This window comes from Streptomyces sp. NWU339 (assembly GCF_003143855.1).
In the GTDB taxonomy this organism is placed as follows: Bacteria; Actinomycetota; Actinomycetes; order Streptomycetales; family Streptomycetaceae; genus Streptomyces.
In genome coordinates, this window is the sequence record NZ_QFRK01000033.1 from 19,844 (window position 1) to 31,914 (window position 12,071).

The 12,071-nt window shown below is 72.7% G+C and carries 11 protein-coding genes; 8 read left to right on the forward strand and 3 right to left on the reverse strand.

All coding sequences use genetic code 11. The features are described from left to right. The first annotated feature begins 138 nt into the window (after positions 1 to 138). A complete protein-coding gene (locus DIZ27_RS29990) occupies positions 139 to 1,362 on the forward strand; it encodes an arginine deiminase (RefSeq protein WP_181383749.1) in 1,224 nt (407 codons plus the stop codon). 87 nt (positions 1,363 to 1,449) lie between these two features. Next, a complete protein-coding gene (gene argF, locus DIZ27_RS29995; RefSeq protein ID WP_109381580.1) occupies positions 1,450 to 2,457 on the forward strand; it encodes an ornithine carbamoyltransferase in 1,008 nt (335 codons plus the stop codon). Between the two features lie 27 nt (positions 2,458 to 2,484). On the opposite strand, the gene DIZ27_RS30000 is transcribed toward argF, so the two are convergent. Then, positions 2,485 to 2,919, reverse strand: a complete 435-nt coding sequence (locus DIZ27_RS30000) for an ATP-binding protein (protein WP_109381581.1) — start codon at positions 2,917 to 2,919, stop codon at positions 2,485 to 2,487. 219 nt (positions 2,920 to 3,138) lie between these two features. Between DIZ27_RS30000 and DIZ27_RS30005 the strand changes: the two genes are divergently transcribed. Both DIZ27_RS30005 and DIZ27_RS30010 read left to right on the forward strand, forming a co-directional pair. Continuing rightward, positions 3,139 to 3,966, forward strand: a complete 828-nt coding sequence (locus DIZ27_RS30005; RefSeq protein ID WP_109381582.1) for an enoyl-CoA hydratase family protein — start codon at positions 3,139 to 3,141, stop codon at positions 3,964 to 3,966. Continuing rightward, the gene (locus DIZ27_RS30010) at positions 3,951 to 6,290 is read left to right on the forward strand and encodes a bifunctional salicylyl-CoA 5-hydroxylase/oxidoreductase (RefSeq protein ID WP_109381583.1); all 2,340 of its coding nucleotides are present in this window, start codon (positions 3,951 to 3,953) and stop codon (positions 6,288 to 6,290) included. The genes DIZ27_RS30005 and DIZ27_RS30010 overlap by 16 nt, the downstream gene beginning before the upstream one ends. 21 nt (positions 6,291 to 6,311) lie before the next feature. Here DIZ27_RS30010 and DIZ27_RS30015 read toward each other — a convergent pair whose 3' ends face one another. Together DIZ27_RS30015 and DIZ27_RS30020 are read right to left on the reverse strand one after the other, a co-directional pair. Then, complete coding sequence (locus DIZ27_RS30015) at positions 6,312 to 7,133, reverse strand: PaaX family transcriptional regulator C-terminal domain-containing protein (RefSeq protein ID WP_109381584.1); 822 nt, start codon at positions 7,131 to 7,133, stop codon at positions 6,312 to 6,314. A gap of 39 nt (positions 7,134 to 7,172) precedes the next feature. Next, positions 7,173 to 8,819: an AMP-binding protein gene (locus tag DIZ27_RS30020; protein ID WP_109381585.1), complete on the reverse strand. Its 1,647-nt coding sequence runs from the start codon at positions 8,817 to 8,819 to the stop codon at positions 7,173 to 7,175. Between the two features lie 148 nt (positions 8,820 to 8,967). On the opposite strand from DIZ27_RS30020, the gene DIZ27_RS30025 reads away from it, so the two are divergent. From DIZ27_RS30025 to DIZ27_RS45955, 4 genes are all read left to right on the forward strand, one after another. Continuing rightward, positions 8,968 to 10,095, forward strand: a complete 1,128-nt coding sequence (locus tag DIZ27_RS30025) for an acyl-CoA dehydrogenase family protein (RefSeq protein WP_109381586.1) — start codon at positions 8,968 to 8,970, stop codon at positions 10,093 to 10,095. Beyond that, complete coding sequence (locus DIZ27_RS30030; protein ID WP_109381587.1) at positions 10,092 to 10,490, forward strand: RidA family protein; 399 nt, start codon at positions 10,092 to 10,094, stop codon at positions 10,488 to 10,490. Before DIZ27_RS30025 ends, DIZ27_RS30030 begins: the two co-directional genes overlap by 4 nt. A gap of 150 nt (positions 10,491 to 10,640) precedes the next feature. Further along, positions 10,641 to 11,081, forward strand: a complete 441-nt coding sequence (locus tag DIZ27_RS30035) for a DUF6299 family protein (RefSeq protein ID WP_109381588.1) — start codon at positions 10,641 to 10,643, stop codon at positions 11,079 to 11,081. A 109-nt stretch (positions 11,082 to 11,190) separates the two neighbouring features. Then, complete coding sequence (locus DIZ27_RS45955) at positions 11,191 to 12,036, forward strand: hypothetical protein (protein ID WP_181383750.1); 846 nt, start codon at positions 11,191 to 11,193, stop codon at positions 12,034 to 12,036. The last annotated feature ends 35 nt before the right edge of the window (positions 12,037 to 12,071 follow it).

The window sequence follows — 12,071 nt, forward strand, 5'->3', positions numbered from 1 at the left end:
CTCGGCAGCCCCCGGTTCACCCCTGCCTGCCCAGGTCCGTTCCGGCCCGTTCGGGCCACCGCGTACCGGCCGGGGAAAGCCGATTTCCGTCCCGTCCGCGGAGGGGTGAATCTCCGTGCGGGTGGTCAGGATGGAGATATGACCTACCACGTCGACTCCGAGGCCGGACGGCTGCGCCGCGTCATCCTGCACCGGCCCGATCTCGAGCTCAAAAGGCTCACCCCCAGCAACAAGGACGCCCTGCTCTTCGACGACGTGCTCTGGGTGCGCCGGGCGCGCGCCGAGCACGACGGGTTCGCCGACGTCCTGCGCGACCGGGGGGTCACCGTCCACCTCTTCGGTGATCTGCTCGCCTCGACGCTGGACATCCCGGCGGCCCGCGAACTCGTCCTGGACCGTGTCTTCGACGAGAAGGAGTACGGCCCGCTGGCCACCGACCACCTCCGCGCGACGTTCGAGCCGCTGCCCGCGGCCGAGCTCACCGAGGCGCTGGTCGGCGGGATGACCAAGCGGGAGTTCCTGGACGTCCACCCCGAACCGACGTCCGTGCGCTTCCACGCCATGGAACTCGACGACTTCCTGCTCCGGCCGCTGCCCAATCACCTCTTCACCCGGGACACCTCCGCCTGGATCTACGACGGTGTCTCCATCAACGCCATGCGGTGGCCCGCCCGGCAGCGCGAGACCGTGCACTTCGAGGCGATCTACCGGCACCACCCGCTGTTCCGCGGGGAGGACTTCCACGTCTGGTCCGAGGGGCAGGCGGACTACCCGTCCACCATCGAGGGAGGGGACGTCCTGGTCATCGGCAACGGCGCGGTGCTGATCGGCATGAGCGAGCGGACCACCCCGCAGGCCGTGGAGATGCTCGCGCACAAGCTGTTCGCCGCCGGTTCCGCCGAGACCATCGTCGCCCTCGACATGCCGAAGAGGCGCGCCGTCATGCACCTGGACACGGTGATGACGATGATCGACGGCGACACCTTCACCCAGTACGCCGGCCTCGGCATGCTCCGTTCGTACACCATCGAACCCGGTTCCGAGGACAAGGAACTCAAGGTCACCGACCATCCGCCGGAGCACATGCACCGCGCCATCGCCGCCGCGCTCGGGCTCAGCGAGATCCGGGTGCTGACCGCGACCCAGGACGTCCACGCCGCCGAGCGCGAGCAGTGGGACGACGGCTGCAACGTCCTGGCCGTGGAACCGGGCGTCGTCGTCGCCTACGAGCGCAACGCCACCACCAACACGCATCTGCGCAAGCAGGGCATCGAGGTGATCGAGATCCCCGGCAGCGAACTCGGCCGGGGCAGGGGCGGACCGCGCTGCATGAGCTGCCCGGTCGAGCGGGACGCGGTGTAGGGGCACCGACAGACGTTTGCATATAAATTCTGAGTTTCGTATAGAGTTCCAGGTGTCAACCTGTACCTGCACTTCTGGAGCGCCCCCATGGCGACAGTCCCGACCGCCCTCGCCGGCCGCCATTTCCTCAAGGAGGTGGACTTCACCGCGCAGGAGTTCCTCGGCCTGCTCGACCTGGCCGCGGAGCTGAAGGCCGCCAAGAAGGCCGGGACCGAGACCCGGTACCTCCAGGGCAGGAACATCGCGCTGATCTTCGAGAAGCCCTCGACGCGCACCCGCTGCGCCTTCGAGGTGGCCGCCGCCAACCAGGGCGCCGCCACGACGTACATCGACCCGAGCGGCTCGCACATCGGGAAGAAGGAGTCCGCGAAGGACACCGCGCGGGTGCTCGGCCGGATGTTCGACGCGATCGAGTTCCGGGGCGACTCCCAGTCCACCGTGGAGACCCTCGCCGAGCACGCGGGCGTGCCCGTCTACAACGGCCTGACCGACGAGTGGCACCCCACCCAGATGCTCGCCGACGTGCTCACCATGACCGAGCACAGCGGCAAGCCGGTCACGGAGATCGCCTTCGCCTACCTCGGCGACGCCCGCTTCAACATGGGCAACTCCTACCTCGTCACCGCGGCCCTGCTGGGCATGGACGTGCGCATCGTCGCCCCGAAGACGTACTGGCCCGCCCAGGAGGTCGTCGACCGGGCGAGGGTGCTCGCGGAGTCCAGCGGGGCCCGCATCACGCTCACCGAGGAGATCGCCGAGGGGGTCGCGGGCGCCGACTTCGTCGCCACCGACGTCTGGGTCTCCATGGGGGAGCCCCAGGAGGTCTGGGACGAGCGGATCGCCGCCCTCGCGCCGTACGCGGTGACCATGGACGTCCTGCGCGCCACCGGCAACCCCGACGTCCGCTTCCTGCACTGCCTGCCGGCCTTCCACGACCTCGGCACCCTGGTCGGGCGCGAGGTGTACGAGAAGCACGGTCTGGAGTCGCTGGAGGTGACCGACGAGGTGTTCGAGTCGGACCACTCGGTCGTCTTCGACGAGGCGGAGAACCGGATGCATACGATCAAGGCGGTCCTGGTGGCGACCCTGGCCTGAGGTCCGGGCGGGCCGGCGCCGGCGTTCTCAGGAGGGCCGGCGCTGGTGCGGTACCACCGGCAGCCGGAACCACACCGCCTTGCCGGACTCGGTGAGGCGGTGACCGCACGACGAGCTCAGGGCGCGGATCAGCAGCAGCCCCCGCCCGTGCTCCTGCCAGGGGTCCGGCGCGCCGAGGGTGGGGCGGGTCAGGTCGCCGGGCGGGGCCGGGTCGCCGTCGTGCACCTCGACCTGGCAGCCGGTCGGCAGCAGCTCCACCACCAGCTCGATCGGTGTGTTCCCCGAGGTGTGCTCCACCGCGTTGGCCACCAGCTCGGCGGTGAGCAGCTCCGCCGTGTCGCTGTCCGCGGCGTGCTGCCGTTCGGCCAGCGCCGTACGGACCAGTGCACGGGCGACGGGCACGGCCGCGGTGGTGTGCGGCAGCGCGACGCGCCAGGAGGGGGAGGTCAGGGATTCGTGCACAGGGATCCGATCGGGGAGAGCAGGCAGGCGGTCCTGCTTTCAATCACTCAATCGTACGGGGCCCCGTACGAGTCCTTTCAGGGGTACCCGGATCCATCTATCGCGCACTCCTGACGACAGTCATAAATGAATGATAGCTTCGCGGGGTAGAGCTCAGTGAGCAGGGCAGCAGCCGCAGTGCGAGACCGCGCGGCGCGCCCGCCCGAGGAGGCCGCCCTCATGAGTCCCTTCACCGGCTCCGCCGCCCGCACCCCCCGCTGGGAGCATCTGCGCGTCGACCTCGCCGACGGCGTCGCCACCGTCACCCTCGCCCGCCCCGACAAGCTCAACGCGCTCACCTTCGGCGCCTACGCCGACCTGCGCGACCTGCTCGCCGAACTGTCCCGGGAGCGGGCGGTGCGGGCCCTGGTGCTGGCCGGGGAGGGGCGCGGCTTCTGCTCCGGCGGTGACGTCGACGAGATCATCGGCGCGACCCTCGGCATGGACACCGCCCAGCTCCTCGACTTCAACCGGATGACCGGGCAGACCGTACGGGCGATCCGGGAGTGCCCGTTCCCGGTGATCGCCGCGGTGCACGGGGTCGCGGCGGGCGCCGGTGCCGTCCTCGCCCTGGCCGCGGACTTCCGGGTCGCCGATCCCACCGCCCGCTTCGCCTTCCTCTTCACCCGGGTCGGCCTGTCCGGCGGCGACATGGGCGCCGCCTATCTGCTGCCCCGGGTGGTCGGCCTCGGCCACGCGACCCGGCTGCTGATGCTCGGCGAACCGGTCCGGGCGCCCGAGGCCGAGCGGATCGGCCTGATCAGCGTCCTCGCCGACGACGGCGGTGCCGACGAGGCCGCCCAGGCACTCGCCCGCCGCCTGGCCGACGGCCCGGCGCTGGCGTACGCCCAGACCAAGGCACTGCTCACGGCCGAACTGGACATGCCCCTGGCCGCCGCCGTCGAGCTGGACGCCGCCACCCAGGCCCTGCTCATGAACGGCGAGGACTACGCCGAGTTCCACGCGGCCTTCACCGAGAAGCGTCCCCCGAAATGGCGGGGGCGGTAGCCGTGACGGAGTCCGGAGCCGGGACGGGCGCCGGAGCCGGGACGGGCGCCGGCGTCCGGAGGGTCGCGGTGATCGGGGGCGGGCCCGGCGGTCTGTACGCGGCGGCGCTGCTCAAACGCCTCGACCCCGCGCGCGAGGTCACCGTCTGGGAGCGCAACGCCCCCGACGACACCTTCGGTTTCGGCGTCGTCCTGTCCGACGAGACCCTCGGCGGCATCGAGCACGCCGACCCGGTGGTCCACGCGGCGCTCCGGGCGGACTTCGTCCGCTGGGACGACATCGACATCGTCCACCGCGGGGTACGCCACACCTCCGGCGGCCACGGCTTCGCCGCCCTCGGCCGGCGCCGGCTGCTGGAGATCCTGCACGACCGGTGCCGCTCCCTCGGCGTCGACCTGTGCTTTCGCGCCGAGGCGCCGGACCCCGCACACCTGGCCGGGGCGTACGACCTGGTGGTGGCCGCCGACGGGGTGCACAGCGACACCCGCGCCGCCTTCGCGGACGTCTTCCGGCCCCGAATCACCGAGCACCGCTGCCGCTACATCTGGCTGGCCGCGGACTTCGCCTTCGACGCCTTCCGCTTCGAGATCGCCGAGACCCCGCACGGCGTGATGCAACTGCACGGCTACCCCTTCTCCACCGACGCCTCCACGGTGATCGTCGAGATGCGCGAGGAGGTGTGGCGGGCCGCCGGGTTCGGTGAACTCGACGAGGAACAGTCGATCGAGCGCTGCGCCAAGATCTTCGCCGACGCCCTCGGCGGCCGCCCGCTGCGGTCCAACAAGTCGACGTGGACGGCCTTCCGCACGGTCGTCAACGACCGCTGGTCGCACGGCAACGTCGTGCTCCTCGGCGACGCCGCCCACACCGCCCACTTCTCCATCGGCTCCGGCACCAAGCTCGCCGTCGAGGACGCCCTGGCCCTGGCCGCCTGCCTGCGTGAACACCCCACGCGACAAGCCGCGTTGCACGCCTACGAGACGGAACGGCGGCCCGTGGTCACCTCCACCCAGCGGGCGGCACGGGCCAGCCTGGAGTGGTTCGAGGACCTGGAGCTGTATCTCGCGGAGCCGCCCCGGCAGTTCGCCTTCAACCTGCTCACCCGCAGCCGCCGCGTCACCCACGACAACCTGCGCCTGCGCGACGCCCGCTTCACCGGGGCCGTGGAGCGCGAGTTCGGCTGCCCGCCCGGCACGCCCCCGATGTTCACCCCGCTGCGGCTGCGCGAACTGACCCTGCGCAACCGGGTCGTCGTCTCACCCATGGACATGTACTCGGCCACCGACGGCGTCCCAGGCGACTTCCACCTCGTCCATCTGGGCGCCCGTGCGCTGGGCGGAGCCGGGCTGGTCATGACGGAGATGGTGTGCGTGAGCGCCGAGGGACGCATCACGCCCGGCTGCGCCGGTCTCTACACCGACGGTCAGGCTGCGGCATGGCGGCGGATCACCGACTTCGCGCACGCGGCGGCCCCCGGCACCGCGATCGGCGTACAGCTCGGCCACAGCGGCCGCAAGGGCTCGACCAAGCTGATGTGGGAGGGCATGGACGAGCCGCTGGACACCGGCAACTGGCCCCTCGTCGCCGCCTCCCCCCTGCCCTACCGGCCGGACAGCCAGACCCCGCACGAGCTGACCGACACCCAACTCGACGACCTCCGTGAGCAGTTCGTCTCGGCGGCCGAGCGGGCCGCGCACGCCGGGTTCGACCTGCTCGAACTGCACTGCGCCCACGGCTATCTGCTCTCCGGCTTCCTCTCCCCGCTGACCAACCGCCGCACCGACGCCTACGGCGGCCCGCTCGAGCACCGGCTCCGCTTCCCGCTGGAGGTCTTCGACGCCGTCCGCGCGGTGTGGCCGGAGCAACGGCCCATGACCGTCCGCCTCTCCGCCACCGACTGGGCCGACGGCGGCACCACGGCCGAGGACGCCGTCGCCATCGCCCGCGCCTTCGCCGCACACGGCGCCGACGCGATCGACGTGTCCACCGGGCAGGTCGTGTCCGACGAGAAGCCGGAGTTCGGCCGTTCCTACCAGACGCCGTTCGCCGACCGCATCCGCCACCGCGCCGGTGTCCCCGTGATCGCCGTCGGCGCGATCTCCTCCTGGGACGACGTCAACTCGCTGATCCTGGCCGGACGCGCGGACCTGTGCGCGCTGGCCCGCCCCCACCTCTACGACCCGCACTGGACCCTGCACGCGGCGGCCGAGCAGGGCTACGAGGGTGAGGGAGTCGTCTGGCCCGCGCCCTACCTGGCCGGCCGCAGACCCCCGCGGACCGGCCGCACGGACGCCCCCAGACCCCGGCTGACCCTGGGGAACTGACGGGACGACCGGCCCTCGGAGTCACAGTCCGGCGAAGTCGGCCCCCGCGTCCCGCAGGCGTTCGTGCAGGCCGTGGAAGACGCTCGCCGACCGTGTCCCCGGCCAGTCGGCGGGCAGCAGGCCGGCGGGCAGACCCGGGTCGGTGTAGGGGAGGTGGCGCCAGGAGTCGAGGGCGAGGAGATAGTCGCGGTAGGCCTCCTCGGGCGGGGTGTCCGCACGCTCCCGCCAGGCGTCCAGCACCCGCGCGTGGCGCTCCAGGAACGCCTCGTGCTCCTTCGCGATCCCCTCGAGGTCCCACCAGCGGGCGACCGCCTCGGCGGTGGGCGCGTAACCGAGGTGCTCACCGCGGAAGAAGTCGACGTAACCGTCCAGCCGCAGCCGCTGCAGGGTGTGCCGGGTCTCCTCGTACAGCCGGGCGGGCGCGATCCACACACCGGGCGCGGCGGTGCCGAAACCGAGGCCGGACAGGCGGGAGCGCAGGAGGTGCCGCTTCTGGCGCTCGGACTCCGGTACGGAGAACACCGCGAGCACCCAGCCCTCGTCACCGGGTGCGGCGGTCGCGTAGATGCGGCGGTCACCGTCCTCCAGCAACTGGCGGGCGTCCGGCGACAGTTCGTAGCCAGCCGCGCCCTGTGCGGTACGGGCCGGGAGGAGCAGCCCGCGCCGCTTGAGCCGGGACACCGAGGAACGCACGGAGGGAGCGTCGACGCCGACCGCGGCCAGCAGCCGGATCAGCTCGGCGACGGGTACGGGGCCCGGCACGAAACGGCCGTAGGCGCCGTAGAGCGTGACGATGAGAGACCTCGGAGCGTGCTGCGCGGACTGGTCGGACACGTTGATCATCTTAGGTCGTCTTGATCCACTCCGGCCCCGGCACCGGTGTCATCCCTGGTCAGCTCCCGTACCGGCGGCGGTGCGCAGGCGGAACCGCTGGAGTTTGCCGGTCGCGGTGCGCGGCAGCGCGTCCAGGAAGACGATCTCGCGCGGGCACTTGTACGGGGCGAGCTCCGACTTCACGAAGGCGCGCAGGGCCTCGGCGTCCCGTTCGGCGCCCTCCTTGAGGACCGTGTACGCCACCACGACCTGGCCGCGCGTCTCGTCGGGCCGCCCGACCACCGCCGCCTCCAGGACGTCCGCATGGCGCAGCAGGGCGTCCTCGACCTCGGGACCCGCGATGTTGTACCCGGCCGAGATGATCATGTCGTCGGCGCGGGCGACATAGCGGAAGTAGCCGTCGGGCTCGCGGACATAGGTGTCGCCGGTGACGTTCCAGCCGCCGCGCACGTACTCCCGCTGGCGCGGATCGGCGAGATAGCGGCAGCCGACGGGACCGCACACCGCGAGCAGCCCCGGCTCGCCGTCGGGCACGGGAGTGCCGTGGGCGTCCTGCACGCGCGCCCGCCACCCGGGGACCGGAACTCCCGTGGTCCCGGGTCTGATGTCCTCGTCGGCGGCGGAGATGAAGATGTGCAGCAGTTCGGTGGCGCCGATGCCGTTGATGACCCGCAGTCCGGTGCGCTCGTGCCAGGCCCGCCAGGTCACGGCCGGAAGGTTCTCGCCCGCCGAGACGCAGCGCCGCAGCGACGAGATGTCGGGTCCGTCGGGTCCGTCGTGCCCGTTGAGGGTCTCGAGCATCGCCCGGTAGGCCGTGGGCGCGGTGAACAGCACCGACACCCGGTGCTCGGCGATCGCGGTCAACAACTGCGCGGGATGCGCCTGTTCGAGCAGCAGCGCGCTGGCGCCCGCCCGCAGCGGGAAGACCACGAGACCGCCCAGGCCGAAGGTGAAGCCGAGCGGCGGACTGCCGGCGAACACGTCGTCCTCCTTTGGCCGCAGGACGTGCCGGGAGAAGGTGTCCGCGATCGCGAGCACGTCCCGGTGGAAGTGCATGCAGCCCTTGGGGCGGCCGGTGGTGCCCGAGGTGAAGGCGATCAGCGCCACGTCGTCCGCCGCGGTGTCCACGGCCTCGTACGGCGTGCCGGGCGCCGGACGGTTCAGCAGGTCGTCCGGCGCGTCACCGCCGTACGGGGTGATCCGCAGGCCCGGGATCTCCGCCTTGGCGAGGTCGTCGACGGCCCGGACGTCGCACAGCGCGTGCCGTACGTCGGCGATCCCGCAGATGGTGCTCAGCTCGTGCGGACGCTGCTGGGCCAGCACGGTGACGGCGATCGCGCCGGCCTTGAGCACCGCCAGCCAGCAGGCGGCGAGCCAGGGCGTGGTGGGGCCGCGCAGCAGCACCCGGTTGCCGGGGACGACGCCGAGGTCGCCGGTGAGGACGTGGGCGAGCCGGTCCACGCGGGCGCGCAGCTCGCCGTACGTCCAGGTGCCGCCGTCGGGGGTGCGGAACGCCGGGCGGTCGCCCGGCGGGCCGTGCAGCAGCTCGGCGGCGCAGTTCAGCCGTTCGGGGTAGTCCAGCTCCGGCAGGTCGAAGCGGAGTTCGGGCCACTGGCCGGGTGGCGGGAGGTGGTCGCGGGCGAAGGTGTCGAGGTGCCCGGTGGGGTGCGGGTGCCCGGTGGCCCGTGGATTCATGACGGTTCGCCCCCTCGGCGTGGTGGGCTCGCCCCAGGAGCGTATCGCGTTGATGACGGCAGTCAACGGTTCGCGATAACCTGACGGGGTCCACTCGGACGAGCCTCATGACGGGCCTCATCGGGCGCGGGGAGGGAAGGAACCGGCGATGACCGCATTCTCGCTCGAACCGGAACAACTCGCCTGGTGCGCCCGGTTGCGTGCGCTGGCCGCCGAGCGCCTGCGTCCGCTCGCCGAGAAGGGCGAACCGGGCCGGGTCAACCGGCCCCTCGTCGCCGAACTCGGCACCCTCGGCCTGCTGCCCCGCCTCTTCACCTCCGGCGCGCTCGACCTGTGCCTGATGCGCGAGTCCCTGGCCCACGGCTGCACCGAGGCGGAGACCGCCCTCGCCCTCCAGGGCCTGGGCGCCCACCCCGTGCACACCCACGGCGCCGAGGAGCTGCGGGCCCGCTGGCTCCCCCGGGTGGCGGACGGCACGGCGATCGCGGCGTTCGCACTCAGCGAGCCGGGGGCCGGCTCGGACGCGGCGGCGCTCTCCCTGACCGCCGAGCCGGACGGCCCCGGCCGCTGGCGGCTCACCGGCGAGAAACGCTGGATCTCCAACGCACCCGAGGCCGACTTCTACACCGTCTTCGCCCGCACCACTCCCGGCGCCGGCGCCCGCGGCGTGACCGCCTTCCTGGTGCCCGCCGACCGACCGGGCCTCACCGGCACCGCCCTCGACATGCTCTCCCCGCACCCCATCGGAGCCCTCGCCCTCGACGCCGTACCGGTGACCTCCGACGACCTGCTCGGCGAGGTGGACCGCGGCTTCCGGGTCGCCATGGGCACCCTCAACCTGTTCCGGCCCAGCGTCGGCGCGTTCGCGGTCGGCATGGCGCGGGCCGCACTGGACGCCACCCTCGAACACACCGCCGGACGCGAGGCGTTCGGCGGCCGGCTGAGCGATCTGCAGGCGGTGTCCCACCAGGTCGCCGAGATGGCCCTGCGCACAGAGTCGGCCCGCCTGATGGTGTACGCGGCCGCCACGGCGTACGACGCGGGCGACCCTGATGTCCCCAGCCGTGCCGCCATGGCCAAGCTGCTGGCCACCGAGACCGCGCAGTACGTCGTCGACCGGGCCGTCCAACTGCACGGCGCGAGGGCGCTGCAACGTGGGCACCTGCTCGAACACCTCTACCGCGAGGTCCGCGCACCCCGCGTCTACGAGGGGGCCAGCGAGGTCCAACGGGACATCGTCGCCAAGGAGTTGTACAAGAGCCTGGAGAGCCGATGACCACCGAGCGCGTCAATCCGCCCGAGCTGTCTCCACCGGCCGGCTTCTCGCACGCCGTCGTCGCCACCGGCTCCAGGGCGGTGTTCCTGGCCGGCCAGACCGCCCTCGACGGCGACGGGAAGGTCGTCGGCGACACCCTGCCCGAGCAGTTCACCCGGGCCCTCACCAACCTCCTCACCGCCCTGCGCGCCGCCGGCGGCACCCCGGCGGACCTGGCCCGCGTCACCGTCTACGCCACCGACGTCGCCGCGTACCGCATCCACGCCCGCGAACTCGGCCGCGTCTGGCGGCGGTTGGCCGGCACCGACTACCCCGCGATGGCGGTGGTCGAGGTCGTCCGCCTGTGGGACGAGCAGGCGATGGTGGAACTCGACGGTTTCGCCCTGCTGCCCTGACCCCCCTGCGACCCCTGACCCCACGGTGAGGCGGGCGGCCCCCCGACGGCCGGTGCCAAATCGCCACCGAAGGGGTGAGGGTCACCGCTCCCGGCCCGCTCTCCCGGTACTGATGGAGGACCCCATTCCTCTTTTTCCGGAGGCTTCCCCATGTCCGTACGTCCCTTCCTCGGCGCGGCAGCCGGCGCGGCGCTGCTGCTGCTCGGGTCCGCCGTGGCGGCACCCGCGGCGGCTGCGTCCGCCGCCCCCCGCGCGAGCGTGACGGTGGCTTCAAAGGGCCGGATCGCCGTCGACGGCACCATCACCCTCTCCGGCACGTACCGCTGCTTCGAGGGCTCCGGGCCGGTTCTCGTCGGCTCCTCCGTGCACCAGGGCCTTTCCACGGTCCGCCACGGCATCGGCGGTACCCGTGCCGTGTGCGACGGTAAGAAGCGCCGGTGGGAGAACACCGGGAGAGCCCCCTCCGCCGCTCTGAAGGCCGGCGCGGCCGACGTCGAGGCCACCCTCCTGGAACTGCGACCCTTCGGCGGCATCCCGCTGCCCGTCTTCCACGCGGTGCAGCGACAGGGCATCACGCTGGTCCGGGCCTGAACGAACGGCGCCCGCCCCGCCGTTCTGCCGCGGCCCGGAAGCCTGTCGGCGCCGGTTCTGCCGTCCCCGGGCATGGACGGGTGGGCGGCCGGCCCGGCAGGCTGACCGCATGGTCTCTCTCCGCCACACGGTGGTGCTCACCCCCGTTCCGCGCGCCTGGCTCGTCGACGCTCTCGCCGCTGTGGTGGAGTCGGCGGAGAGCAGCCGGGTGGAGGCGGGGCGGGTACTGCTGCCGGACGGGAGCGTGCTGCCGGACGTGCGGCTGACCGAGGGGCGTCACCTCCGGCCCGGGGCGGTGTACGAGGGGGTGTTCGACGAGAGCGAGGACGGGGACGAGGACGGGGCCGGAACCGCGGCCGGGGACGCGACCGGGGACGCGGAGGAGAAGCGGGCGCCGGGGGACCTCGGGGAATCGCTTCGGATCACCGTGCGGGAGTGGGACCGGCGCCGTGCGCTGCGGCTGGGGATCGCCGCGTCCGAGGCGGACGCCGTCCTGGTGGGGGAGGTGGCCCTGCGCAGCCCGGACCGTCCGCGTGAGGCCGAGATCAAGGGGAGGGCACGGATCGACGGCGTGTGGTCCGTGCTGTCCCGGCCGACGGGCCGGGCCCGGCTGCGGCTCGACGACTGGTGGACCGTCACGGACACCGGGCGGGCCCCGCGCTCCGCGCCGCTTCGGGCCCGGCTGGAGTGCGGCGCGGCGCGGGTGGAACTGCGGGCGGTACCGCGGCCGGACCCCGTCGACGACAGATGGGAGGTGACGGTCACCGTGCGGATACGAGGCCGCCGCCTGTTCCGCCCGGTGGCGGCCCTCGCCCTCCGCCTGGGCCGGCGACGACTGCAACGGGCCCTGACCGACGCCCTGGAGGACCTGGCCACGCACTGGAACACCGAGGTGCCCCGCCTCACGGCGATGGACCGCGACGACATCCGCCGGGAGATCCTGCCCACCGCCTGAGACGAGCGGACCCGCACGTCCCGCGCCCCGCAGGG

Excerpts from the sequence above, each read along its gene's own strand:
- DIZ27_RS29990 (WP_181383749.1), top strand. The coding sequence starts at position 139 with ATGACCTACCACGTCGACTCCGAGGCCGGACGGCTGCGCCGCGTCATC.
- argF (WP_109381580.1), top strand. The coding sequence starts at position 1,450 with ATGGCGACAGTCCCGACCGCCCTCGCCGGCCGCCATTTCCTCAAGGAG.
- DIZ27_RS30005 (WP_109381582.1), top strand. The coding sequence starts at position 3,139 with ATGAGTCCCTTCACCGGCTCCGCCGCCCGCACCCCCCGCTGGGAGCAT.
- DIZ27_RS30010 (WP_109381583.1), top strand. The coding sequence starts at position 3,951 with ATGGCGGGGGCGGTAGCCGTGACGGAGTCCGGAGCCGGGACGGGCGCC.
- DIZ27_RS30015 (WP_109381584.1), bottom strand. The coding sequence starts at position 7,133 with ATGATCAACGTGTCCGACCAGTCCGCGCAGCACGCTCCGAGGTCTCTC.
- DIZ27_RS30020 (WP_109381585.1), bottom strand. The coding sequence starts at position 8,819 with ATGAATCCACGGGCCACCGGGCACCCGCACCCCACCGGGCACCTCGAC.
- DIZ27_RS30025 (WP_109381586.1), top strand. The coding sequence starts at position 8,968 with ATGACCGCATTCTCGCTCGAACCGGAACAACTCGCCTGGTGCGCCCGG.
- DIZ27_RS30030 (WP_109381587.1), top strand. The coding sequence starts at position 10,092 with ATGACCACCGAGCGCGTCAATCCGCCCGAGCTGTCTCCACCGGCCGGC.
- DIZ27_RS30035 (WP_109381588.1), top strand. The coding sequence starts at position 10,641 with ATGTCCGTACGTCCCTTCCTCGGCGCGGCAGCCGGCGCGGCGCTGCTG.
- DIZ27_RS45955 (WP_181383750.1), top strand. The coding sequence starts at position 11,191 with ATGGTCTCTCTCCGCCACACGGTGGTGCTCACCCCCGTTCCGCGCGCC.